8 protein-coding genes are annotated in these 26,926 nt (G+C 72.8%); 3 read left to right on the top strand and 5 right to left on the bottom strand.

The features are described 5' to 3' along the window. Positions 1-4: 4 nt before the first annotated feature. The 5 genes from ACWGKJ_RS20500 to ACWGKJ_RS20480 are packed head-to-tail and all read right to left on the bottom strand — an operon-like array spanning position 5 to position 4,626. On the bottom strand, positions 5-859 hold the full coding sequence (locus ACWGKJ_RS20500; protein ID WP_385017153.1) for an ABC transporter permease: 855 nt from the start codon (positions 857-859) through the stop codon (positions 5-7). Further along, the gene (locus tag ACWGKJ_RS20495; protein WP_385017429.1) at positions 856-1,782 is read right to left on the bottom strand and encodes an ABC transporter ATP-binding protein; all 927 of its coding nucleotides are present in this window, start codon (positions 1,780-1,782) and stop codon (positions 856-858) included. Before ACWGKJ_RS20495 ends, ACWGKJ_RS20500 begins: the two co-directional genes overlap by 4 nt. A gap of 17 nt (positions 1,783-1,799) precedes the next feature. After that, positions 1,800-2,699, bottom strand: a complete 900-nt coding sequence (locus ACWGKJ_RS20490) for a thioesterase II family protein (protein ID WP_385017150.1) — start codon at positions 2,697-2,699, stop codon at positions 1,800-1,802. Positions 2,700-2,704: 5 nt separating this feature from the next. Beyond that, complete coding sequence (locus tag ACWGKJ_RS20485) at positions 2,705-3,505, bottom strand: ABC transporter permease (protein WP_385017147.1); 801 nt, start codon at positions 3,503-3,505, stop codon at positions 2,705-2,707. Beyond that, positions 3,502-4,626 (bottom strand): ATP-binding cassette domain-containing protein, encoded by a 1,125-nt coding sequence (locus tag ACWGKJ_RS20480; RefSeq protein WP_385017144.1) that lies wholly within the window; start codon positions 4,624-4,626, stop codon positions 3,502-3,504. Before ACWGKJ_RS20480 ends, ACWGKJ_RS20485 begins: the two co-directional genes overlap by 4 nt. 201 nt (positions 4,627-4,827) lie before the next feature. Here ACWGKJ_RS20480 and ACWGKJ_RS20475 point away from each other — a divergent pair, with 201 nt between their 5' ends. From ACWGKJ_RS20475 to ACWGKJ_RS20465, 3 genes are read left to right on the top strand one after another with little or no spacing between them, the layout of a single operon-like run. After that, on the top strand, positions 4,828-13,350 hold the full coding sequence (locus ACWGKJ_RS20475; protein WP_385017140.1) for an amino acid adenylation domain-containing protein: 8,523 nt from the start codon (positions 4,828-4,830) through the stop codon (positions 13,348-13,350). Next, the gene (locus ACWGKJ_RS20470; RefSeq protein ID WP_385017138.1) at positions 13,347-21,071 is read left to right on the top strand and encodes an amino acid adenylation domain-containing protein; all 7,725 of its coding nucleotides are present in this window, start codon (positions 13,347-13,349) and stop codon (positions 21,069-21,071) included. Before ACWGKJ_RS20475 ends, ACWGKJ_RS20470 begins: the two co-directional genes overlap by 4 nt. Beyond that, entirely contained in the window at positions 21,068-26,746 is a 5,679-nt protein-coding gene (locus ACWGKJ_RS20465; protein WP_385017135.1) for an amino acid adenylation domain-containing protein, read from the top strand. Before ACWGKJ_RS20470 ends, ACWGKJ_RS20465 begins: the two co-directional genes overlap by 4 nt. Positions 26,747-26,926: the final 180 nt, after the last annotated feature.

Genomic DNA, 26,926 nt, shown 5'->3' with positions numbered 1-26,926 from the left:
CGGTTCAGACGTCGCGCTTCCTCAGCAGGACCGAGGCCAGCACCAGCAGCCCGACCCCCCAGGCCGCACAGACACCCAGGCCCTGCCACGGCGTGAGGATCTGGTCGGCCGACGGGTGGGTGAAGGCGATCAGCTGGCCCGCGTTGGTGGGCAGCCAGGCGGCGATGTCTCGCCCCGCTGTCCCCGGCAGGCTCGATGCCAGGGGGGAGAGGACCAGGACGAAGGTGATCACCCCGGCGACCGCTCCCGCCGTGTGCCTGATCAGCGCGCCGACGGCCAGGGCGAACACGCCCATGGCCGCGAGGAAGAGGCCGGTGCCCGCGACGGCCTTCAGCACTCCCGGATCGGACAGCGCTATCGGGGCGTGCGGGTGGAGCAGCCGCGCCCCGGCGAGGAACGAGGCGAAGGCGGCGATCTCACCGGCCACCAGCGTCAGCGCCGCGAACACCAGCGCCTTGGCGGCGAGCATCGGCGCCCGCTTGGGTACGGCCAGGACACTGGCCCGGATGGTGCCGCTGGAGTACTCGCTGGTGACGACCAGCACACCGAGCACGCAGATCACCAGCTCGGCGAGCCCGAGTCCGCCGAAGATCGCACCGACCGGGTCGTTCAGTATCTTCCGGTGGTCGGCGGGCGACGCTGTGTCCCACTTCGACGCCGCGAGCGCGGAGAGCAGGACCGATACGCCGACCGCGGTCACCAGCATCAGCAGCAGGGTCCACAGCGTGGAGCGCACGGAGCGGATCTTGATCCACTCGGCGCGCAGCAGCCCGATGAAGGGGACGGATCCGCCGGAGGCCGACCGGGCCGGCAGGGCTGCGGGCAGAGCGCTGCCCGCCGGGGTGGTCGCTGTGGTCATGCCGCGCTCCCGCTGGTGAGGGTGGCATCGCCGTACTCGACGCTGCCGCTGGTCATCCGCATGAACGCCTCTTCCAGGGAGGCGCGTTGCGGGGTGAGTTCATGGATGACGATGCGGTGCTCGGCCGCCCACCGGGCGACCTCCTCGGCCTCGGAGCCGGTGACGGTCAGCGCACCGGACGGGCCCTGCTCGGCGACGGCTCCCCTGGCCGCGACGATGTCGCGCAGCCGGTCGGCGTCCGGGGTGCGGACGAGAACCGACGTGGTGGAGTTGGCGTCGATGAACTCGGCGACCGGGCAGTCCGCGAGCAGCCGCCCCCGGCCGATGACGATGAGGTGGTCGGCGGTGACGGCCATCTCGTTCATCAGATGGCTGGAGACCAGGACCGTCCTGCCCTCGGCAGCGAGGGACTTCATGAGGTTGCGGATCCACAGGACCCCCTCGGGGTCGAGCCCGTTGACCGGCTCGTCCAGGAGCAGGATCTGCGGATCGCCGAGCAGCGCCGCCGCGATGCCGAGCCGCTGGCCCATGCCCAGGGAGAAGCCGCCGGAACGTGACCTGCGGACCTCGGTCAGTCCCACCCGTTCCAGCACCTCGTCCACCCGTGCGGCGGGCAGGCCCTGGGTGCGGGCGAGGAAGAGCAGGTGGTGGTAGGCGCTGCGGCCCTTGTGCATGGCCTTCGCCTCCAGCAGCGCACCGATGGTGCGCAGCGGGTGGATCAGCCGTCCGTACGGGACACCGCCGATGGTGGCGGAGCCGCTGTCCGGGCGGTCGAGTCCGAGCAGCAGCCGCATGGTCGTGGACTTTCCCGCGCCGTTGGGCCCGAGGAAGCCGGTGACCTTGCCCGGCTGGACGGTGAAGGTGAGGTCCTGCACGGCGGTCCGGTCGCCGTAGCGTTTTGTCAGGCCGCTGGCCTCGACCAGAGGGGCGGGACGGGTCATCAGAACTGCCTTTCCTGTGGGGGATTCCGGTACGGGGACCGGTGGACTGGGTGCGGGGCCCGGTGCGGTGGCTCCGCGGCGCGGAGGGCGCGCAGCCGGCCCGCGATGTCGGCGGCCAGTTCGGCGGCCCGGGGCACCAGGTAGAAGTGGTCGCCCGTGAAGCGCCTGGCGTCGAACCGGCCGGGGCTCACATCGCCCCAGGCCAGCACCGAATCGGCCGGTACGTCGGGGTCGGCGTCGCCGTAGTAGGCGACGACGTCGGTGTCGAGGACGCGCAGCCGGGCCTGCTCCGCGTAGCCGTCGACCAGCAGGTAGTCCGAGCGGATCGCCGGGAGGACCAGGTCGAGCAGATCGGGGTCGTCGAGCGCGGCGGCGAGCGGACCGCCGCGGCGCCGGACGTCGGCGATCAGCGCGTCGTTGCCGTCTCCCCCGAGGGTCGTGCGGGCCAGACGGTGCGGGGCGGCCCGGCCGGAGACCAGCAGCGCGGCGGGTCCCGGGCGCCCCGAAGCGGCGAGGCGGGAGGCGACCTCGTACGCCACCGACGCGCCCATGCTGTGGCCGAAGAACGCCACGGGCCGGTCCATGAGGGGGGCCACCGCCTCGGTGAGCGGCCCGGCGAGCTGGTCCATGCGGGCGACGAGCGGGTCGGTGATCCGGTCCTCACGGCCGGGGTAGCGCACCGCGAGGACCTGGGTGTCCCGGTCGAGCCGGGCCGGCCAGCCGCGGAAGAAGCTCGCCGCGCCCCCGGCGTGCGGGAAGCAGACCAGCCGGATCCGGGGATCGGGGCCGGTGGTGCCGAGGTCTCGCAGCCAGCGGGCGGTGGCGGCCGGATTCGGAGCCGGATTCGGAGCTGCGGTGGGGGCGGGAGCGGGAGCACAGGTGGGATCCATAGCTGTCATACAGCTCACCTGCGGCGGCGGTACTGGCGTACGGAGAGCGGGGCCAGCACCGCGATCAGGCCCAGGCTCCAGGCCAGGGCGCCCACCACATCGCCGGCCACCGGGCCGCCGGTCAGCAGCCCGCGCGCCGCGTCGACCACCGTCGACATCGGGTTGTGCGCGACCACCAGGCCGAGCCAGTGCGGCATGGTCCCGGGGGCGACGAAGATGGAGCTGCCGAACTGGAGCGGCACCATGGCGAGCATGCCCACGCTCTGCACGGTCTCGATGGTGCGCGCGGTCAGCCCGATGAACGCGTGCAGCCAGGCCAGCGCGACCCCGTACAGCAGGATCAGCCCGATCGCGGCCGCTGCCTGGAGGATCCCGGTGTGCACCCGGAAGCCGATCGCCAGGGCGAAGGCGAACACCACGAGCAGGCTGGCCAGCATCCGTACGGTGTCCGCGAGGATCCGGCCGGACAGCACCGCCGACCGCGCCATCGGCAGCGAGCGGAAGCGGTCCATCACGCCGGTGGAGAAGTCGATGCTCAGGCTGGTGCCCGAGGTGCGTGAGGCGATGGTGGTGGTCAGCGCCATGATGCCGGGCATCACGAACTGCCGGTAGGCGCCGGCGCTTCCGGAGATCGCGCCGCCGAATATGTAGACGAAGATCAGCGCGAAGATGACCGGCATCAGCGTCGCGTCGAGCACCTGGCCGGGGCTGGCGAGCACCTTGCGCAGATTGCGCCGGGCGATGGCCAGCGAATGGCGCAGTGCCTCACGGGGACCGGGGACACCGGCCAGAGGGACGGAGACTGCCGTACTCATGCCGCGCTCCTGGTGATCTCGTGGTCGGCGGAGGTCCGGGCGGGCCGCCCCGCGAGGGACCCCGCGGCGCCGGTGGTGTCGGTGGTGTCAGAAGGGCCGGGGGTGCCGGAGGTCTCGACGGTCTCCGCGGAGTGGCCCGGGTCCGCGGCCTCCGGCCGGTTGTCCGGGAGTACGGCGGGTGCCGTGCCGGTCAGGGTCAGGAAGACTTCGTCGAGGCTCGGCACATGGGTGTCGACGCGGGCCAGCGGGATCCCCGCATCGCCCAGCACCCTGACCGCAGAGGTGAGTTCGGCGCCGGTTCCGCTCAGCGGGAGCGACACCACCGACTCCTCGTCGTCCGCGCGGGCCGTACCGAGGCCGGCGGCGAGCAGCGCGCGGCGCACCGCGGCCAGGTCGTCCGGCCGTTCCGGCGCGATCCGCAGGACCGGGCCGCCGATCCGCTCGCGCAGCTCCTGGCTGGTGCCGGACGCGATGACCTGGCCGTGGTCGATCACCATGACGGAGTCGGCCAGCGCCTCGGCCTCCTCCATGTACTGGGTGGTCAGCAGCACGGTCGTACCGTTCCCGGCCAGGGCACGCACCTCGGCCCAGAGGGCGTTGCGGCTGTGCGGGTCGAGTCCGGTGGTCGGCTCGTCCAGGAACAGCACCTTCGGGTCGCCGAGCAGGCTCGCCGCCAGATCGAGTCTGCGGCGCATGCCACCGGAGTAGCCGCGCACCGGCCTGCCGCCCGCTTCGGTGAGGCCGAAGCGTTCCAGCATGGCCTCGGCGCTGCTGCGGGCCTGCCTGCGGCCCATGTTGAGCAGCCGGCCGACGAGATAGAGGTTCTCCCAGCCGGAGATGTCCTCGTCGACGGCCGCGTACTGCCCGGTCATCCCGATCAGGGAGCGGACTTCGCGGGGCTGCTTCACGACGTCGTAGCCGTGCACCAGGGCGCGGCCTCCGTCCGGCCGGGTCAGTGTCGCGAGCATGCGGACCGTGGTCGTCTTGCCGGCTCCGTTGGGGCCCAGCAGGCCGAGCACCACACCGGTCGGAACCTCAAGGCTCACGCCCCGCACGGCGGGGGTGCCCCCGAAGTTCTTGACCAGATCTTCTGTCCGTATCGCAGGGGTTGTGGTTGTCATGGGGTCCTCTCGGTGTCCGCGGGAAAAGAAAGCGGCGACCGGACGCTAGAAGGCCCGTCTATCGGCGGCTTATCGCCCGCATAAGGCCGGCCGGAGCCGCCGGGCCGGTGCGGAGCGCGGAAAGGTCTTCAATAACGCACCGAAATAACGGCTCCCTACGGTTCTGGCCAGTCGGAAAGCGAGAACGAGGGAGTCGTATCCATGGCAGGAGTCGCGATACGGGGCCGGGGAACCGGGCTGTCGCAGGACCCCGCACCGGTCGGTGGGCGGCTGGCCGCCCGGCTCGCCGGTCACGCCGCGAGCACACCGGACGCCGTCGCGGTGTCCGGAGGCGGACAGCGCTGGAGCTACCGGGAGTTCGACGCGGTGAGCGGCGCGGTCGCGGCCCGGCTGCGGGCCCTCGGGATCGGCGTCGGTGACACGGTCGCCGTGTACGCCCGCCGCACCCCGGCGCTGGCCGTCGCGCTCGTCGCGGTCGCCAGGTCCGGCGCCGCGTTCACCGTCCTCGACGCGGCACACCCCGGGGAGCGGCTCCGTCAGTACGCGGTCCGTACCGCGCCCGTCGCCTGGCTGACCTGCGGCGCGGGCGAACCCCCCGCCGCACTCACCGGCACGGCACCGGTCCTGCGGGTGTCCGACGCTCCCGGGTCCGGCACTGACGGCCCCGACGCTCCCGGCCCCGATGCGGCGGGCGCCGCCTCCGGGACCACGACCGGCTTCCCGCCCGTGTCCGCCTCCCTCTCCGGCGGCCCGTACCCCGCCGACCGCAGGGCGTACACCAGCTTCACCTCCGGCACCACGGGCACGCCCCGAGCCGTCGAAGGCGGCTGGGAGGCCGTGGAGCACTTCCTCGACTGGTACACCGGTACGTTCGCGCTCGGGTCCGGCGACCGGGTGGCTGTGCTCTCCGGGCTCGGCCATGACCCGCTGCTGCGCGATGTGTTCGTGCCGCTGTGGGCGGGCGGCTCGGCCGTCTTCCCCGACGCGGGGCCCGGTGAGGCAGCGGCGGTGGCGCGCTGGCTCGCCGATGAGGCGGTCACCGTCGTCCACCTGTCCCCCGGCCTCGGCGACGCGCTGGCCGACGCGGCCGGTGGCGGTGCCCACGGGGCCGCCTGGCCCGCGCTGCGGCTGGTGGGCTTCGGCGGCGATGTGCTCGGCTGGAGCACGGTTGACGCCTGGGCAGCCCACGCCCCCGGGGCCCGGCTGCTCAATCTGTACGGCACCACGGAGACCCCGCAGGCCGTTTCCGTCGCGGTCGCCCATGAGCCCGGCGCGCCGCCCGCCGTACGGTCCGGGCCCCGGGTCCCGCTCGGACCCGGAATCGAGGGCGTGGAACTGCTGGTGCGGTACGACGACGCCACGCTCGTCCCCGCCGTAAACGCCGACGCCCCGGGTGAACTGGTCGTCCGCACCCGCCATCTGGCCCGGTACGCCGACACCGCCCGCCCGGACACCGCCAGCCCGGACGGTCCTGCCGCCGGTTTCGGCGGCCCGGACGCCGGCGACTACCGCACGGGCGACCGGGTCCGGCCGCTGCCCGGCGGCGCCCTGGTGCCGGACGGCCGTCTCGACGGCCGGCTCACCGTGCGCGGCTTCCGTCTTGAACCCGCCGAGACGGAGGCGGCGCTGCTGCTGGCCCCCGGCGTCGCCCGCGCGGCTGTCGCCGTGCACGGCGGATCACTGACCGGATACGTGGTGCCCGCAGCGGCCGCCGCCCCGGACCCGGACGCCGTAAGTACCCCGGCCGCCGCCCCGGGCCCGGACGCCGTGAGCTCCCCCGCCATCACCCCGGCCCCCGGCACCGTCAGCGCCCGCACCATCACCCTGGACCCCGACGCCGTAAGGGACTTCGTCGCCGGGCTGCTGCCCGCGTACGCCGTGCCGGACCGGGTCGTCGTCCTGGGCGCGCTGCCGCTGACCGACCGGGGCAAGACCGACCGTGCCGCGCTCCCCGCACCCGTGCCGGATGAGGCCACCGGTGGCCGGGCCGCCGGCCGCGCCCCGCGCGGGGTCCGCGAGGAGCTGATGTGCGGGCTGTTCGCGGAGGTGCTGGGCATCCGGCGGGCCCGCCCCGGCGACGACTTCTTCGCGCTGGGCGGCCACTCCCTCAAGGCCAACCGGCTCGTCAACCGGGTCCGCCGGATCTTCGGGGTGACGCTCCCCGCGAACGCGGTCTTCGACGCCCCCACCCCCGCCGCGCTCGCCGCCCGGCTGGACGGCGCGGCCACCGGCCGCCCGGCCCTCACCCGCGCCGAACGTCCCGCGCGGCTGCCGCTCTCGGCCGCCCAGCGGCGCCTGTGGTTCCTCCAGCAGCTGGACGCCGACGACACCTCGTACAACATCGCCCTCACCCTGCGGCTCACCGGGCCGCTCGACCGTGGAGCACTGCGGGCGGCGCTCGGCGACCTCACCGACCGGCACGAGGTGCTGCGCACCGTCTACCGGCAGGACGGCGGCGAGCCCTGCCAGGAGATACGCGACGAGGCCCGCCCGGAACTGCCGGTGACCGCGGCCACCCGTACCGCGCTGCCGGACCTGCTCTCCGCCGCGGCCCGCCACCGCTTCGACCTGGCCGCCGAACCCCCGCTGCACACCTCGCTGTTCGCAGTGGACGACGGCAGCCATGTGCTGCTCCTGGTGCTGCACCACATCGCGACCGACGGCGGTTCGCTCGCCCCCCTCGGCCACGACCTGTCCCGCGCCTACGCCGCGCGGGCCGGCGGCGCGGCACCGGACTGGGAGCCGCTGCCCGTCCAGTACGCCGACTACACGCTCTGGCAGCACGGCGCCGACGACTCAGAAGCCCAGCTCGGCTACTGGGCGCAGCGGCTGGCCGGGCTGCCGGACGTGCTGGAGCTGCCCACCGACCGGCCGCGGCCCGCCGTCGCGAGCAACCGCGGCGCGCGCACCACCTTCACCGTGGACGCCGCCCTGCACCAGGGCCTCGCCGCACTGGCCCGGCGGACCGGTTCGACGCTCTTCATGACCGTGCAGGCCGGTATGGCCGCGCTGTTCACCCGGCTCGGCGCCGGTACGGACATTCCGTTCGGCACGGCGACGACCGGCCGGTCCGACGAGGCGCTCGACCCGCTGATCGGCTGCTTCGCGAACACCCTGTGCCTGCGCACCGACACCTCGGGCGCCCCGTCCTTCCGCGATCTGCTCGGCCGGGTACGCGCCGCGGACCTCGCGGACTTCGCCCACCAGGACCTGCCGCTCGACCGGCTGGTCGAACACCTCAACCCGGGACGCTCGCTCGCCTACCACCCGCTGTTCCAGACGATGCTCACCTTCCAGGGCGCGGACCGCGCGGAGTTCGATCTGCCCGGACTCGGCGCCGAGCTGGGCACGGTGGACCGCGGGGCGGCCAAGACCGATCTGTCGTTCCTCTTCCAGGAGTCAGCGGACGGAGCGCTCGCGGGCACCCTGGAGTACGCCACCGACCTCTTCGACGCCGAGGGTGCACAGGCGCTGGCCGAGATGCTCGTACGGCTCCTCGCATCGGCCGTCGCCGACCCGGCCCGGTCCATCGCCGAGCTGGACATCCTGGGCGCCGACGACCGGGCGCGGCTGCTGTACGCGTGGAACGACACCGGCCGTACGGTGCCCGACGCCACGCTGCCCGAGCTGTTCGAGGCGCAGGTACGGCGCACCCCGGACGCCGTCGCCGTCGAGCACGACGGTGCCACGCTCACCTACCGGCAGCTCAACGCACGCGCCAACCGGATCGCCCGGCTGCTGGTCGCGCGGGGCGTCGGCCCCGAGCGGTACGCGGCCGTCGCCCTGGAGCGCTCCACCGATCTGGTCGCGGTGCTGCTCGCGGTCGGCAAGGCGGGCGGCGCCTATCTGCCGCTCGACCTGTCGTACCCGGCCGAGCGCATCGCGTTCATGCTGGAGGACGTCGCCCCGGTCACGGTCATCACCACGGCCGGGGTGAGCGGCCGGCTCCCGGACTCCGTACCGCAGCTGATCCTGGACGCACCGGAGACGGCCGAAGAGCTGTCCGGCGCCGACCCCGAAACGACGGGACCCGGCACCGGCCCCGAAACGACTTTCCCCGCAACGGACCTGACCGACCGTGAGCGCAACGCGCCGCTGCTGGCCGCCCATCCCGCCTTCGTCATCTTCACCTCGGGCTCCACCGGGCGCCCCAAGGGCGTGGTGGTCGAGCACCGTTCCCTCAACCTCTATCTGGCCTGGACCCGGCAGGCGTACGACCAGGTGGCGGGCCGCGCACTGGTGCACTCGCCGGTCTCCTTCGACCTCACCGTCACCGGTCTGTTCGCGCCGCTCACCTCGGGCGGCAGCATCCAGCTGGTGGGGCTTGACGGCAGCGCGCCGGACAACGCCGTCACCCGGCGGCCCACCTTCGTGAAGGCCACCCCCAGCCACCTCCCACTGCTCACCGAGCTGCCCGACACCTTCTCGCCCTCCGGCCAACTGGTGCTCGGAGGCGAGTCGTTGATGGGCGAGGTGCTCCAGGAGTGGCGGGACAGACACCCCGGTGCGACCGTCATCAACGAGTACGGCCCGACCGAGACCACGGTGGGCTGCACCGAGTACCGCATCGCGCCCGGCGAGACGGTGCCCGCCGGGGTGATCACCATCGGCACCCCCGTCTGGAACACCCGGATGTACGTACTCGACGCCCGGCTGCGGCCGGTGCCGCCCGGGGTTCCCGGCGAGCTGTACATCGCGGGCGGTCTGGTGACCCGCGGCTACGCGGGGCGTCCCGGCCTGACCGCGGGCCGCTTCGTGGCCGACCCGTTCGGGCCGCCCGGGGCCCGGATGTACCGCTCCGGCGACCTGGCCCGCTGGAACCGCGCGGGTCGGCTCGAATTCATCAGCCGGGTGGACCACCAGGTGAAGGTGCGCGGCTTCCGGATCGAGCCCGGCGAGATCGAGTCGGTGCTCGGCGCGCACCCCGGGGTGTTCCAGACGGCGGTGATCGTCCGCGAGGACCGGCCGGGCGACAGACGGATCGTCGCGTACGCGGTCCCGGCCGCCAAGGACAGCGCGGCCCTCACGGACAGCACGACCGGTGCGGCAGCCACGGCCGGTACGGGCGACGCCACCGCCGACGCGGGCGCTGTGACCGCCGAAGGGCTGCGGGCGTACGCCGCCGGGCGGCTGCCCGACTACATGGTCCCCGCCGCCGTGGTGCTCATCGACCGGCTCCCGCTGACCGCCAACCGCAAGCTCGACCGGGCCGCTCTGCCGCTGCCCGAGCTCCCGGCCGCAGCCGGGGGTCCGGCCCCGCGCACGGCGGCCGAGGAGATCCTGTGCGGGCTCTTCGCCGAGGTGCTGGGTATCGAAGCGGCCGGACCTGAGGACAACTTCTTCGACCTCGGCGGGCACTCGCTGCTCGCGACCCGGCTGATCGGCCGGATACGCCCGGTGTTCGGCGCAGACCTCTCGATCCGGGTGCTGTTCGAGGCGCCCACGGTCCGCGAGCTGGCCGCCCGGCTCCCCACCGCGGACGGGGCGGGCGCACGGCCGTCCCCCCGGCCGCGCCCGGACCGGATCCCGCTCTCGCACGCCCAGCGCGGCCTGTGGTTCCTGAACCGGCTGCACACCGGCGCCACCACCTACAACGTGCCGCTCGCGGTCCGGCTCCGCGGCCCGCTCGACCTCCCCGCGCTGGAGGCCGCGCTCGGCGACCTCACCGCCCGGCACGAGACGCTGCGCACGGTGTACCCGGAGTCAGAGGGCGAGCCGTACCAGCGGGTGCTGCCCGTGGCCGGTCACACCCCCGCGCTCGACGTCCTGGACGTGACCGATGAGGAACTGCCCGGCGCGCTCGCGGACGCGGCCCGGCATGTCTTCGTACTCGACACCGCGCCCCCGGTGCGGTTCACGCTGCTGCGCACCGGACCCCGCAGCCATGTCCTGGTGGTGCTGATCCACCACATCGCCGCGGACGGCTGGTCCACCGGGCCGCTGCTGCGCGATCTCTCCCACGCCTACGCCGCCCGTACCGGCGGCCGGGCCCCGGCGGCGGAACCGCTGCCGCTGGCCTACGCGGACTACGCGCTGTGGCAGCGCGAACGTCTTGGCTCCGCCGACGACCCGGACAGCCCGCTCGCCCGGCAGGGCGCCTACTGGGCGGAGCGGCTCGCCGGGAGCCCGGAGCTGATCCCGCTCCCGCTGGACAGGCCACGCCCCGCGGTCGCCTCGCACCGCGGCGGACGCGTGCCGTTCCGGCTGGACGGAAAGACCCATGGGGCGCTCTCCGCGCTCGCCAGGTCCACCGGGACGACCGCGTTCATGGTGCTGCACGCCGCGGTCGCCGCGCTGCTGACCCGGCTGGGCGCGGGCACCGACATCCCCGTGGGCACCGCGGTCGCCGGCCGCTCCGACGAGGCGCTTGAGGGGCTGGTCGGCTTCTTCGTGAACACGCTGGTGCTGCGTACGGACACCTCGGGCAACCCCACCTTCCATGAACTCCTCGACCGGGTACGGGAGACCGACCTGGCCGCCTACAGCCACCAGGACGTGCCGTTCGACCGGGTCGTGGAGATCGTCAACCCGGTGCGGTCGCTCGCCCACCACCCGCTCTTCCAGGTGATGCTGGTCGGCCAGGACGCGGCGGCGGGCGCGGCCGACTTCCCGGAACTCTCCGCCCAGGTGGAGGACTTGAGCGCGGGCGCAGCCAAGTTCGATCTCACGATCAGCGTCGAGGAACGCCCCGCCTCGATCACCGGAACGCTCGGTTACGCGGCCGACCTCTTCGACGCCGGCACCGCACGGACCCTCACCGACCGTCTGGTGCGGCTCATCGAGGCGGCCGTCGCCGACCCGGCGCTCCCCATCGGGGAGCTGCCCCTGCTGCCCGCCGCCGAACGCGAGCGCGTTCTGTACGGCTGGAACGCCACCGGGGCTCCCGTCCCGGCGGGTTCACTGCCGGCCAGGTTCGAGGAGCAGGCGGCCCGCACCCCGGACGCGGTCGCCCTGCGGTCCGGCGCCGACGTCCTGACGTACGGCGGGCTCAACCGGCGGGCCAACCGGCTAGCCCACCGGCTCATCGCCGACGGGACCGGGCCCGAGAGCCGGGTGGTGCTCCATCTGGAGCCGTCCTTCGACGCCGTCGTGGCCGTACTCGCCGTCCTCAAGGCGGGCGCGGTGTACGTCCCGCTCGACACCCGCTATCCGGCGGACCGCATCAGGGTGATTCTGGAGCAGTCCCGCGCCCAGCGCGTCATCACGGACCGGACAGGACCCGCGGCCGTCGGCTTCCCGCCGGACATGACGGTCCTGCGGGTGGGGGAGGAGGACGGCGCCGGCCACCCCGGCACCACCCATCACCCATGCACCACCGGCCACCCCGGCGCCGACACCGACCCGCTGCTCCCCATCCACCCGGACCGGCTGGCGTACACGATGTTCACCTCCGGTTCGACCGGGGTGCCCAAGGGGGTGGCGGTCACCCACCGCGCCGTCGTGGCGCTCGCGGCCGACCCCGCCTTCGCGGGTACGCCGCACCGGCGGGTCCTGCTGCACTCGCCACTCGCCTTCGACGCCTCGACGTACGAGCTCTGGGTGCCGCTGCTCTCCGGCGGCGAGGTTGTCATCGCCCCGCCGGGCGAGGTCGATGTGGCCGTCCTGCGGGAGGTGCTCGGCGGCGGCCGGGTCACGGCGGCGTTCTTCACCACCGCCCTCTTCAATCTGCTGACCGAGGGCGACGACAGTCCGCTGGCCGGGCTGCGCGAGGTGTGGACCGGTGGTGAGGCGTGCTCGCCCGCCGCGATGCGCAGGGCGGCCGAGCGGTTCCCGCGGACCACCGTCACGCATGTGTACGGGCCCACCGAGTCGACCACCTTCGCCACCGCCCACCGGGTACGCACCCCGTACGATTACCCGGGCGCCCCGCCCATCGGCGGCCCGCTGGCCAATACCACCGCCTATGTGCTGGACGGCCGGCTGCGGCCGGTTCCCGCCGGGGTCACCGGGGAGCTGTATCTCGGGGGCGCGGGCCTGGCCCGCGGCTATCTGGGCCGCCCCGACCTCACGGCGGGCCGCTTCGTCGCCGACCCGTACGGCCCGCCGGGCGCCCGGATCTACCGCACGGGCGACCTGGTGCGCTGGAACGGCGAGGGCCAGATCGAGTTCATGGGCCGCGCCGACCACCAGGTCAAGGTGCGCGGCTTCCGGATCGAACTCGGTGAGATCGAAGCGGTGCTGGCCGCCGACCCCGCCGTGGCACAGGTGGCGGTCGTGGTCCGCGAGGACCGTCCCGGCGACCGCCGGATCACCGCCTACGCGGTCCCCGCGGGCGGCGCCGGATTCGACGCGGCCGCGGTCCGTGCGGCTGCCGCACGGACGCTGCCCGCCTTCATGGTCCCCTCTGCGTTCGTCCCGCTGGAGGTGCTGCCGCTGACGCCGAACGGGAAGCTCGACCACAAGGCGCTGCCCGCGCCGGACACGGTGAGCCGCCCGGCTGGCCGACTGCCCACCACCGAGCGCGAGAAGCTCCTCTGCGGGCTGTTCGCCGACGTCCTGGGCCTGGAGACGGTCGGCATCGACGACAACTTCTTCGAGCTGGGCGGCCACTCCCTGCTCGCCACCCGGCTGATCAGCCGGACCAGGACGGCGCTCGGCGCCGAACTGCCCATCCGCACCCTGTTCGAGAACCCGACGGTGGAGACCCTGGTCGGCCGCCTCGCGGTCGCCGACAGGGCCCGGCCCGCCCTGCGGCCGATGAGAAGGACCGAGGAGACGTCATGATCCCGCTCTCTTACACCCAGCGCCGGCTGTGGTTCCTGCACCGTCTTGAGGGCCCCAGCGCGACGTACAACGTGCCGCTGGTTCTGCGGCTCGCCGGCCGGCTGGACGTGGCGGCGCTCGAATCCGCGCTGGCGGATGTGATCGGCCGGCACGAGAGTCTGCGCACGGTCTTCCCGGAGACGGACGGGGTGCCCCGGCAGCATGTCCTACCGCCGTCGGACGGAGTGCCCGGCCTGGTGGTGACGGAGGTCTCCGACGAGGCCCTGCCGGACGCGCTGACCTCGGCCGCCACGCACGCCTTCGAGCTGGGTGATGAACTCCCGGTTCGTATGACGTTGTTCCGGGTGGGTGTGGAGCGGCATGTGCTGTTGGTGCTGATGCATCACATGGTGGCGGACGGGTGGTCGGCGGGTCCGTTGTTGCGGGATCTGTCGGTGGCGTACGAGGCGCGGCTTTCGGGTGGGGCGCCGCAGTGGGAGCCGCTGCCGGTGCAGTTCGCCGATTACGCCTTGTGGCAGCAGGAGTTGCTCGGTGACGCTGCTGATCCATCGTCATTGATGGCCCGTCAGTCCGCTTACTGGGGTGAGCGTCTGGCGGGGATGCCGGAGCTGATCGAGCTGCCGCTGGACCGGCCGCGTCCGGCCACCGCCTCCCACCGGGGCGGCTCGGTCGAGCTGCGGATCGGGGCCGGGACCCACCGGGCCCTGGACGCCCTGGCCCGCTCCACGGGCGCCACCCTGTTCATGGTGTTGCAGGCGGCTGTTGCGGCGTTGTTGTCGCGGCTTGGTGCGGGTGTGGATGTGCCGTTGGGTACGGCGGTTGCGGGTCGTTCGGATGAGGCGTTGGAGGAGTTGGTCGGGTTCTTTGTGAACACGCTGGTGTTGCGGACGGATGTGTCGGGTGATCCGTCGTTCCGTGAGTTGGTGGAGCGGGTGCGGGAGGCGGATCTTGCGGCTTTCGCGCATCAGGATGTGCCGTTCGAGCAGGTCGTGGAGACCGTCAACCCGGTCAGATCGCTGGCCCACCATCCGCTCTTCCAGGTCATGCTCGTACTCCAGAACAACGCGGCGGGCCGTCTGACGCTCCCCGGGCTCACCACGGAGACCGAGGACCTGAGCGCGGGCACCGCCAAGTTCGACCTCACCTTCAGCATCCATGAGCACCACACGGCCGACGGCACACCCGATGGCATCAGCGGTGGCCTGACCTATGCCATGGATGTGTTCGACCGGGGGTCGGTCGAGGTGTTGGTGGGTCGGTTGGTGCGGTTGTTGGAGGGTGTTGCCGCTGATCCGGATGTGCGGGTGGGTGCAGTTGAGGTGCTGGCCCCGGTGGAGCGGGTGCGGTTGCTGGAGGAGTGGAACGACTCGGCGGGTGTGGTGCCGGTGGGTGCGTTCCCGGAGTTGTTCGAGGGGTGGGTGCGTCGGGTTCCTGATGCGGTGGCGGTGGAGTTCGGTGTGGTGTCGCTGTCGTATCGGGAGCTGAATGAGTGGGCGAACCGTTTGGCCCGGGTGCTGGTGGACCGGGGTGTGGGTGCGGAGCGTTTGGTGGCTGTGGTGTTGCCGCGTTCGGTGGAGTGGCTGGTCGCGGTGTTGGCGGTGATGAAGGCGGGGGGTGCGTATCTGCCGGTCGATCCGGAGTATCCGGTGGACCGGATCGCGTACATGCTCGGCGACGCCCGCCCGGTCCAGGTTCTCACCGACGCGGGGACGGTCTCGGTCCTCGACGGCATCGAGGGGCTGCCCGAGCCGCTGATCCTGAACGAGCTCTCTCTCGACGCGACGCCCTCCCACGACCTGGAGCTGGACCTCGATCCCCGGTCGCCCGCCTACGTGATCTACACCTCCGGCTCCACCGGGCGACCGAAGGGCGTCGTCGTCACCCACGCCGGTATCGCGAGCCTGTCCCGCTCGCAGATCGACTCCTTCCAGGTGACCGGCGCCAGCCGCGTTCTGCAGTTCGCGTCCCCGAGCTTCGACGCGGCCTCGTGGGAGGTGTGTATGGCGTTGTTGTCGGGGGCGCGGTTGGTGATGGCGTCGGCGGAGGAGTTGTTGCCGGGTGAGGGGCTGGTGCGGACGGTGCGCCGGCATGGGGTGACGCATGCGACGTTGCCGCCTGCGGCGCTGGCGGTGTTGCCGGTGGGTGGGCTTCCTGCGGGGATGACGTTGGTGGTGGCGGGTGAGGCGTGTCCGCCCGCGGTGGTGGAGGAGTGGTCGCGGGGCCGTCGGATGGTCAATGCGTATGGTCCGACGGAGACGACGGTGTGCGCGACGATGAGTGGTCCGTTGTCGGGTGCCGTCGTCCCGCCGATCGGTTCGCCGCTGGTCAATACCCGGGTGTTCGTGCTGGATGCGGGTCTTGAGCCGGTGCCGGTGGGGGTGGCGGGTGAGTTGTATGTGGCGGGTCCTGGTCTGGCGCGGGGTTATCTGGGGCGTCCTGGTCTGACGGCGGGCCGGTTTGTCGCGTGTCCCTTTGGTCCGGCGGGTGCCCGGATGTATCGCACGGGTGATCTGGTGCGGTGGCGGGCCGATGGTCAGCTGGAGTATCTGGGGCGTACGGACCACCAGGTCAAGGTGCGGGGCTTCCGTATCGAACTCGGCGAGATCGAAGCGGTGTTGGCTTCGCATCCGGGCATCCGCCAGGCCGCTGTGGTTGTACGGGAGGACCGGCCCGGGGACCGGCGGCTGACCGCGTACACCGTGGGCGAGGCGGACGTGGCAGTACTGCGGACTCATGCGACCGCGCGGCTGCCCGAGTACATGGTCCCGTCGGCCTTTGTCCCGCTGGAGGTGCTGCCGCTGACGCCGAACGGCAAGCTCGACCACCAGGCGCTGCCCGCCCCCGAGACCGCAGTGCGTACCACTGGCCGTGCACCCGGCAGTGAGCGTGAGGCACTGCTCTGTGGGCTGTTCGCTGATGTGCTGGGCCTGGAGACGGTCGGCGTCGACGACAACTTCTTCGAGAGCGGCGGCCATTCACTGCTGGCCACCCGGCTGATCAGCGGTATCCGCAAAGTGTTCGGGATGGAGCTGCCGATCCGGGCGCTCTTCGAAGCGCCCACCCCGTCCGCCCTGGCCGCCCGGCTCGGCGGTACGGACCGGGCGCGTACCTCACCGACCCGGCGCACCCGGCCCGCATCCGTACCGCTCTCCTTCGCACAGCGCCGCCTCTGGGTGCTCTCGCAGGTCCAGGGCGCCGATGCGACGTACAACGTGCCGCTGGCGCTCCACCTCGACGGGGTTCTCGATGTGGCGGCGCTCGAATCCGCGCTGGCGGATGTGATCGGCCGGCACGAGAGTCTGCGCACGGTCTTCCCGGAGACGGACGGGGTGCCCCGGCAGGAGGTGCGGTCACCCGAGGAGGGCATCCCGGTGCTCACCGTCACCGAGGTCCTCGAACAGGAGCTGGACTCGGCGCTGAGGTCCGCCGCCACGTATGCCTTCGAGCTGGGCGGCGAACTCCCGGTTCGTATGACGTTGTTCCGGGTGGGTGTGGAGCGGCATGTGCTGTTGGTGCTGATGCATCACATGGTGGCGGACGGGTGGTCGGCGGGTCCGTTGCTGCGGGATCTGTCGGTGGCGTACGAGGCGCGGCTTTCGGGTGGGGCGCCGCAGTGGAAGCCGCTGCCGGTGCAGTACGCGGACTATGCGCTCTGGCAGCAGGAGCTGCTGGGTGACGCGGCTGACCCCGCATCGGTGATGTCCGCCCAAACGGACTACTGGCGTACGGCTTTGGCGGGGATGCCGGAGCTGATCGAGCTGCCGCTGGACCGGCCGCGCCCGGCCACCGCCTCTCATCAGGGTGACGACGTGGATGTCCGTATCTCGGCCGACGCACACCGCGCGCTCACGGCACTCGCCCGGACCACGGGAGCTACCCCGTTCATGGTGTTGCAGGCCGGGGTTGCGGCGTTGTTGTCGCGGCTTGGTGCGGGTGTGGATGTGCCGTTGGGTACGGCGGTTGCGGGTCGTTCGGATGAGGCGTTGGAGGAGCTGGTCGGGTTCTTTGTGAACACGCTGGTGTTGCGGACGGATGTGTCGGGTGATCCGTCGTTCCGTGAGTTGGTGGAGCGGGTGCGGGAGGCGGATCTTGCGGCTTTCGCGCATCAGGATGTGCCGTTCGAGCAGGTCGTCGAAACGGTCAACCCGGTCAGGTCACTCGCGCACCATCCGCTCTTCCAGGTCATGCTCACCCTCCAGAACCAGGAGGCCGCAGCGGTCGCCCTGCCCGGTCTCGATGGGGTGGCGTCGGGTCTGGACACCTCGGCAGCCAAGTTCGACCTGGCGTTCAGCCTCCGCGAACAGCACGACGCGGAGGGCCGCCCGGCCGGGATCGCGGGTAGCGCCGTCTACGCCATGGATGTGTTCGACCGGGGGTCGGTCGAGGTGTTGGTGGGTCGGTTGGTGCGGTTGTTGGAGGGTGTTGCCGCTGATCCGGATGTGCGGGTGGGTGCAGTTGAGGTGCTGGCCCCGGTGGAGCGGGTGCGGTTGCTGGAGGAGTGGAACGACTCGGCGGGTGTGGTGCCGGTGGGTGCGTTCCCGGAGTTGTTCGAGGGGTGGGTGCGTCGGGTTCCTGATGCGGTGGCGGTGGAGTTCGGTGTGGTGTCGCTGTCGTATCGGGAGCTGAATGAGTGGGCGAACCGTTTGGCCCGGGTGTTGGTGGGTCGGGGTGTGGGTGCGGAGCGTTTGGTGGCTGTGGTGTTGCCGCGTTCGGTGGAGTGGCTGGTCGCGGTGTTGGCGGTGATGAAGGCGGGGGGTGCGTATCTGCCGGTTGATCCGGAGTATCCGGTGGACCGGATCGCGTACATGCTCGGCGACGCCCGCCCGGTCCAGGTGCTGACGGATACGGCCACGGTCTCCGTGCTGTCCGGTGTGGACGGGATCCCCGAACCGCTCGTCCTCGACGACGTCCCGCTGGACGAGGTGCCCCGCGCCGATCTGGGCCTCCTGCTGAATCCCCGTTCGCCCGCCTACGTGATCTACACCTCCGGCTCCACCGGGCGACCGAAGGGCGTCGTCGTCACCCACGCCGGTATCGCGAGCCTCGCCACCGGCCAGAGCGAGACGTTCGGCATCACCCCCGAGAGCCGGGTTCTGCAGTTCGCCTCACCGAGCTTCGACGCCGCCGCATCCGAGGTGTGTATGGCGTTGTTGTCGGGGGCGCGGTTGGTGATGGCGTCGGCGGAGGAGTTGTTGCCGGGTGAGGGGCTGGTGCGGACGGTGCGCCGGCATGGGGTGACGCATGCGACGTTGCCGCCTGCGGCGCTGGCGGTGTTGCCGGTGGGTGGGCTTCCTGCGGGGATGACGTTGGTGGTGGCGGGTGAGGCGTGTCCGCCCGCGGTGGTGGAGGAGTGGTCGCGGGGTCGTCGGATGGTCAATGCGTACGGTCCGACGGAGACGACGGTGTGCGCGACGATGAGTGGTCCGTTGTCGGGTGCGGTGGTTCCGCCGATTGGTTCTCCGTTGGTCAATACCCGGGTGTATGTGCTGGATGCGGGTCTTGAGCCGGTGCCGGTGGGGGTGGCGGGTGAGTTGTATGTGGCGGGTCCTGGTCTGGCGCGGGGTTATCTGGGGCGTCCTGGTCTGACGGCGGGCCGGTTTGTCGCGTGTCCCTTTGGTCCGGCGGGTGCCCGGATGTATCGCACGGGTGATCTGGTGCGGTGGCGGGCCGATGGTCAGCTGGAGTATCTGGGGCGTACGGACCACCAGGTCAAGGTGCGGGGCTTCCGTATCGAACTCGGCGAGATCGAAGCGGTGTTGGCTTCGCATCCGGCGGTGCGGCAGGCGGCTGTGGTTGTACGGGAGGACCGGCCCGGGGACCGGCGGCTGACCGCGTACACCGTGGGCGACGCGGACGCGGCGGAGCTGCGGGCCGAGGTCATGGGCCGGCTCCCCGAGTACATGGCCCCCTCGGCGTTCGTTCCGCTGGAGGTGCTGCCGCTGACGCCGAACGGGAAGCTCGACCACAAGGCGCTGCCCGCCCCCGATACGACGGCGCACACCAGCGGCCGTGTACCCGGCAGTGAGCGCGAGAAGCTCCTCTGCGGGCTGTTCGCCGACGTGCTGGGCCTGGAGACCGTCGGAGTCGGCCACAACTTCTTCGAGATCGGCGGCGACAGCATCCTCGCCATCCAGCTGGTGAGCCGGGCCCGCAAGGCCGGGCTGCGGTTCAGCGCCCGTGAGGTGTTCCGGCACCAGTCACCGGCCGCCCTCGCCCTGGTCGCCGATGCGGTCGTCCGGGACGCCGTCGCGGATACGGTCACCGAGGACGGGACCGGAGAGGTCACGGCCACCCCGATCATGCACTGGCTGCGCGAACTGGGCGGCCCCTGGAAGGGGTTCAACCAGTCCATGGCCGTCCAGGTGCCGGCGGACGCCGACCCGGAGCGCCTGACCGCCGTCCTGCGCTCCCTGCTCACCCGGCACGACGTACTCAGGATGCGCGCGGTGCCCGACGCCACGGGATGGCGGCTGACCGTGCCCCGGGCTGCGGACACCGCCGTACCGCTGCGCCGGGTGGACCTGACGGGTGCGGCGCCGGAGAACGCGGAAGCCGTCGTCGCGGAGGAGGGAGAGCGGGCCAGGCTGCGGCTCGACCCCGGTGCCGGGGCGATGGTGGAGTTCGTCTGGTTCGACCACGGGGCGGGCCGGCCTGGGGTGCTGCTCATCGTCGCCCATCACCTCGTGGTGGACGGGGTGTCCTGGCGCATCCTGCTCTCCGATCTGGCCGCCGCCTGGCTGGGGGACGCGCCCGACCCCGTACCGACCTCGTTCCGCCGCTGGTCCCAGCGGCTCGCCGAGGCAGCGGCCGACCCCGTACGGACCGCCGAACTCGCCCTGTGGGAAACCGTCCTGGACACCCCGGACCCGCTGCTGGGCGACTGCGCACCGGACCCGGCGCGCGATGTGGCCGGTACGACGCGCTCGGTCACCGTCAGGCTGCCCGCCGAGGTGACGGGACCGCTGCTGACCAGCCTCCCCGCGGCCTTCCACGCCGGAGTGAACGACGTACTCCTGACGGGGCTCGCGCTGGCCGTCGCCGAACACCGCGGCAAGCGCGGCCATCACGGTACGGCCGTCCTCATCGACCTGGAGGGGCACGGCCGTGAGGAGATCGTCCCGGGCGCCGAACTCGCCCGCACGGTCGGCTGGTTCACCTCACTGCATCCCGCCAGGCTCGACCCCGGCGAGTACGCGAGCGGCGGATCCGCCGTCTTCGGACGGGCCCTGAAACGCATCAAGGAACAGCTGCGCGCGCTGCCCGAACACGGCATCGGGTACGGCCTGCTGCGCCATCTCAACCCGGCGACCGCGGACACGCTCGCCGGTCGCCCCGCACCGCAGATCGGCTTCAACTACCTGGGCCGCTTCCCCTCCGGGGGCCCTGCGGGCACCGCCGACTGGGCCACCGTGCCCGGTGTGCGCGGTCCGCTGCCGCGCGACCCCGGGATGCCGGTCGGGCACGCGCTGGAGATCAACGCCATCACCCAGGACCTGCCCACGGGCCCCGAGCTGACCGCCACCTGGACCTGGCCGGAAGCCCTGTTCGCCGAAGAGCGCGTACAGGAGCTGGCCGACGGCTGGGCGCGGATGCTGCGGGAGCTGGTCACCCACGCCGATACGCCGGACGCCGGCGGCTACACCCCGTCCGATCTCTCCCTGGTCTCGCTGAGCCAGGACGAAATTGACGACCTGGAAGCAGAACTGAGGAGCATCGCATGAAGACTTCTGGCATAGAGGACATCCTGCCGCTCTCGCCGCTGCAGGAGGGCCTGCTCTTCCACGCGCTGGCCGGCGACGACGACACCGATGTCTACAACACCCAGCTGGTCCTCTCCGTCGAGGGTCCGCTGGACGAGGAGCGGATGCGGACCGCGGCCGCCGCGCTGCTGCGCCGGCACGCCAATCTGCGTACCGCCTTCCGCCAGCGCGCCAACGGCCACCCGATCCAGGTCGTGCACCGCGAGGTGCCGCTGCCGTGGACCCGTACCGATCTGTCCGCGCTGGCCGCCCCTGAGCGGCAGCGGGCCCTGGACGCGCTCCTCGACGCGGACCGGGCACGCCGCTTCGACCTGGCGGCCGCGCCCGCGCTGCGCTTCACGCTGGTACGGCTGGACGCCGGGCGGCACACGCTCGTCCTGACCAACCACCACATCCTGATCGACGGCTGGTCGGCCCCCGTGCTCCAGCGCGAACTGTTCACGCTGTACGCGGAACACGGTGACCCGGCGGCACTGCCCGCCGTTACCCCGTACCGCACCTATCTGGCCTGGCTGGCCGCGCAGGACGGGGAGGCCGCGGACGCCGCCTGGCGGCAGGCGCTGGCGGGTCTCGCCGGACCGACGCTGGTCGTCGCGCCCGATCCCGGGCGGGCGCCGGTGCTGCCCGATTACGTGTCCACGGAGCTGTCCGCCGGGCTGACCGCAGCGCTGACCGGGGCGGCCAGGGCGCACGGGCTGACCGTCAACACCGTGCTGCAGGGGGTGTGGGGGCGGGTCGTCGGCGAGCTGACCGGCACGGCGGACACCGTCTTCGGGTCGGTGGTGTCCGGGCGCCCGCCCGAGCTGCCCGGCATCGAGACGATGGTCGGCCTCTTCATCAACACGGTGCCGGTACGGGTACGGCTCGACGGTGCGCTGCCGTTCGCGGAGAACCTGGCCAGGCTCCAGGACGAGCAGGCGCTCCTCCTCGGCCACCAGCAGTCGCGGCTCGGCGACCTCCAGCGGCTCGTCGGCCCCGGCGATCTCTTCGACACCGCGCTGACCGTGGAGAACTACCCGGGAGGCGGCAGCCGTCCGCCGTCGTACGGCGGGCTCCGGGTCGCCGCCGTGTCCGGCAAGGACGCGGCGCACTACCCGCTGCGGCTGATCGCCGGGCTGGCCGGGGACCGGCTGCTGCTGCGTCTTGAGCACCGGCCCGACGTCTACCGGCCGGACGCCGCCGGTCTGCTGCTCGGCCATGTGACCGCACTGCTCGAAGCGGTCGCGGGGGATCTGTCGGTACGGGTGGACCGGCTGCCCGCGCTCACCCCGGGGCAGCGTGCTTCCCTGCCCGCGGCGGCCGCCCGAGCGGCGGAGGCGGCCGGGCAGGCCGGGACCGGGGCGCGGATGCCGGGCCGCACCGAGGGGGCGGCCACCGCACCCGCACCCGCCGCACCCGCGTCCGCACCCCGCCCCGCCGGGTCGGAACCGCGTGAGGAGATCCTGCGCGGGCTCTTCGCCGAGGTGCTGGGGCGGGCGTCGGTCGGCGCTGACGACAACTTCTTCGAGCTGGGCGGCCATTCGCTCTCCGCGCTCAAGCTCCTCGGCCGGGTGCGCGCCGCGTTCGGGACGGCGCTGCCGGTGCGGACCCTGTTCGAGTCGCCGACGGTGACCGGACTCGCCGCCCTGCTCTCGGCGGCCGAGGGCGGCACCGACAGCGGCGCGGACCGGCTGGACCGTGCGCAGCGGCCCCCGCTGGTCCCGGCCGCCCGCCCCGAGCGGGTGCCGCTCTCCTTCGCCCAGCAGCGGCTCTGGTTCATGGACCGCCTTGAGGGGCCCGGCGCCACGTACAACATCCCCATGCCGCTGCGGCTGACAGGTGCGCTGGACATCGCCGCACTGACCGCGGCGCTCGGCGACCTCACCGCCCGCCACGAGAGCCTGCGGACCGTCTTCCCCGAGGACGCCGACGCCGTCCCGTACCAGCGGGTGCTCGACGCGGCGCAGGACGCGGCCCGCCCGGTGCCGTCCGTCGTCCAGGCCGACGAGGCGTCGGCGGACCGGCTGCTCCGCGAAGCGGCCGGGCGCCCCTTCGATCTCGCCACCGAGATCCCGCTGCGCGCCACCGTGCTGCGGCTCGCCGAGCGGGAGCACATCCTGCTCCTCGTGGTGCACCACATCGCGGGTGACGGCGGCTCCCTCGCGCCGATGCTGCGGGACCTCGCCGACGCGTACACCGCCAGGCTCGACGGGCGCGCGCCCCAACGGGCCGCGCTCCCCGTCCAGTACGCCGACTACACGCTCTGGCAGCGCGCGTTCCTCGGCGCCGAGGACGACCCGTCGAGTGTGCTGTCCCAGCAGCTCGCGCACTGGCGGGAGGCGCTCGACGGGACACCCGCGCAGCTGGAGCTGCCGGCCGACCGGAGCCGTCCCGCGGTGGCCGACCACCGGGGCGACACCGTCGGGTTCACCCTGGACGCGGGAGCGCACACCCGGCTCACCGCACTGGCCAGGGCCGCCGACTGCACGCTCTTCATGGTGGTGCAGGCCGGACTCGCGGCGCTGCTGAGCAGGCTCGGCGCGGGCCATGACATCCCGCTCGGCACCGCGGTCGCGGGGCGCGGCGATCCGGCCCTCGACGAGCTGGCCGGGTTCTTCGTCAACACGCTGGTGCTGCGTACCGACACCTCGGGAGACCCGTCGTTCCGTGCGCTGCTCCGGCGTGTCAGGGAGACCGATCTGGCCGCGTACGCCCACCAGGACGTGCCGTTCGAGCGGCTGGTCGAGGCGCTCAACCCGGTGCGGTCCGCCGCCGCGCACCCGCTCTTCCAGGTGATGCTGGCCTTCCAGAACAACGACAGGCCGCAGCTGCGGCTGCCCGGCATCGAGGTCGGGTTCGACGGTCTGGGCGCGGGCGTCGCCAAGTTCGACCTCTCCTTCAGCATCGCCGAGACCCACACCGAGGACGGCGCACCGGCCGGTCTCCGGGGTGTGGTGGAGTACGCGACCGCGCTCTTCGACCCGGAGACGGCGCGGTCCCTCGCCGAACGGTTCGCACGGCTCCTCGCGTCGGCCGCCGCCGACCCGGCCCGCCCGCTGAGCGGGCTCGACATCCTCTCCGACGGCGAACAGCTCGGCCTGCGGGAGCGATGGCAGGGCGCCGCCCCGCGCGAGGCCGCCGCCGCCTTCCCGACGCTGTTCGCCCGGCAGGCCGCCCGCACCCCGCACGCCGAGGCAGTCCGGTACCGCGACGAGAGCCTCGACTACCGCGAACTGGACGCACGCGCCAACCGGTTGGCGCACCAGCTGATCGCCGCGGGGGCCGGGCCCGAGCGGTTCGTCGCCATCGCGCTGCCCCGCTCGGCGCAGCAGATCACCGCCGTGCTCGCGGTGCTCAAGGCCGGTGCCGCCTATCTGCCGCTGGACCCCGACTACCCCGCGCAGCGGCTCGCCCTGATGCTCGCCGACGCGTCTCCGGTCTGCGTCCTCACCGACACGGCGACAGCGGAGCGGCTGCCCGCGACGGACGCCCCGCTGACCGTCCTGGACGACCCGGCCACGGCCGCCGCGGTGCGCGCCCGGAGCGCCGCCGAACCGCGGGTGGCGCTGCTGCCCGACCACCCGGCGTACGTCATCTACACCTCGGGCTCCACCGGCGTCCCCAAGGGCGTCGTCGTCCCGCACCGGGGCCTCGCCGGGCTCACCGGGACCCACCGCCACGAGCACGGCGCGGGCGAGGGCAGCCGGGTGCTGCAGTTCATGTCGCCGTCCTTCGACGTGTCGGTGTCCGAGCTGTGCATGGCGCTGCTCACCGGCGCGGCCCTCGTCATCCCCGAGCGCCCGCCGGTCGGCGCCGAGCTGGCCGGGTTCCTCGCCGACCAGGGCATCACCCACGCCCATCTGCCCCCGGCCGTACTCGCGGGCGTCCCGGAGACCCCGCTGCCTCTGCTCCGTACGCTGATCACCGGCGGTGAGGCCTGCACACCCGAGCTCGTCGGGCGGTGGGCGCCGGGCCGCCGCATGATCAACGGTTACGGGCCCACCGAGGCGACCGTCGAGGCCACCCACGGGGTCAACGACCCGGCACACACCGCCGGTCCGCAGTCCATCGGCCGCCCCAAGGCAGGTGTCCGCGCCTATGTGCTCGACGCGGCGCTGCGGCAGGTGCCGCCGGGTGTCACGGGGGAGATCTATCTGGCGGGCGAAGGGGTCGCGCGCGGCTATCTCGGCCGGCCGGGGCTGACCGCCGCCCGGTTCGTCGCCGACCCGTTCGGCGCCCCTGGCAGCCGGATGTACCGCACCGGGGACCTCGGGAAGCGGCGCAGGGACGGCCGGCTCGACTTCGCGGGCCGCACCGACGACCAGGTCAAACTGCGCGGCTTCCGCATCGAGCCCGCCGAGGTCGAGGCCGCGTTCGCCCGCAGGCCCGAGGTGTCCCGGGTCGCCGTGACCGTACGCGAGGACCGGCCGGGCGACCGCAGACTCGTCGCCTATGTGGTGCCCGCGTACGAGGGCGCCGACCTGGCCGAGCTGCGGGCGGCGATGGCCGGTGAGCTTCCCGGGCATCTGGTGCCTTCGGCGGTCGTCGCCCTGGACGAGCTGCCGCTCACCCCGAACGGCAAGCTCGACCAGCGCGCCCTGGCCGCCCCCGCCGACACCGGGGCCGCCGCACACCGGCCGCCCCGGTCCGCCCGTGAGGCGGCGCTGTGCGGACTGTTCGCCGAGGTGCTCGGCGTCGAACGGGTCGGCGTCGACGACAACTTCTTCGAGCGGGGCGGGCATTCGCTGCTGGCCTCCCGGCTCGCCGGGCTGGTCGGCCAGGTGCTGGGCACCGCGATGACCGTCCGCACGGTCTTCGAGGCCCCCACCCCGGCCGCCCTGCTGCGCAGGCTCGACGGCGGCGGTGCGTCCGGCGGCTTCGACGTGCTGCTGCCGCTGCGCACCACGGGCGACCGGGAGCCGCTGTTCTGTGTGCACCCGGTGGGCGGGCTCAGCTGGTGCTACTCGGCGCTGCTGCGCACCCTGGACCCCGGCCGCCCGGTGTACGGACTCCAGTCACGCGGCGTCGACGGCGCCGGGGCGCCCGCCGTATCGCTCCCCGCGATGCTCGCGGACTACGCGGCGCAGATCCGCAGCGTCCAGCCGGACGGCCCCTACCATCTGCTCGGCTGGTCGCTCGGCGGTTCGCTCGCCCAGGCGCTGGCCGCCGAACTCCAGCAGCAGGGCGCCGATGTGGCCTCGCTGGTGCTGCTCGACTCGTACCCGGTGGAGGAGGAGCGCCGGGTCGAGACGGACGAGGTACAGATCATGACCGACATGGTGCGGGCGTACGCCCGGCTGCACGGCGACGAGGTCCCGCCGGCGTCCGACCGCGCCGGGATCCGGGAGCGGATCGTGGCGTACATGGGGCGCGGTGAGAGCGAGTCCCGCTTCCTGAGCGAGGAGCAGCGCGGGGCGGTCCTCGACGTACTGGTCGGCAATGTACGGCTGGTGTCACCGGTGGAGCCCGCCCCGTTCAAGGGCCGGGTGCTGCTCGTGGAGGCGACCGAGAACGTCCGGGAGTGGGCCCGGCCGCAGGACTGGGAGCCGTATCTCTCGGGCGACTTCGAACGGTACGAAGTGGCCACCACGCACGAGGCGATGCTGTCTCCCGCGCCCGCGGCGGAAATCGGCCGGATCCTTTCCCGGCACCTCTGACGGAATCGCGCTGGGAGAGAGCTGACGGCGCGCTGACGAACAGCGCCAAAAGGCGGTGTGTGCGGCCCTTTCGGGGGGCCGTACACACCGCCTTCCGCTGTCCTGTTCCGGCTGTTCCGGCGCGAGAAGGAAAGCGATATTCCGCCGATAAGACGGCTGCTTAGTGTCGTCCGCGAAGAC

The organism is Streptomyces sp. NPDC054757, assembly GCF_053612185.1.
The sequence above is the reverse complement of the archived record's forward strand: the minus strand, read 5'-3'. Positions and strand labels throughout refer to the sequence as shown.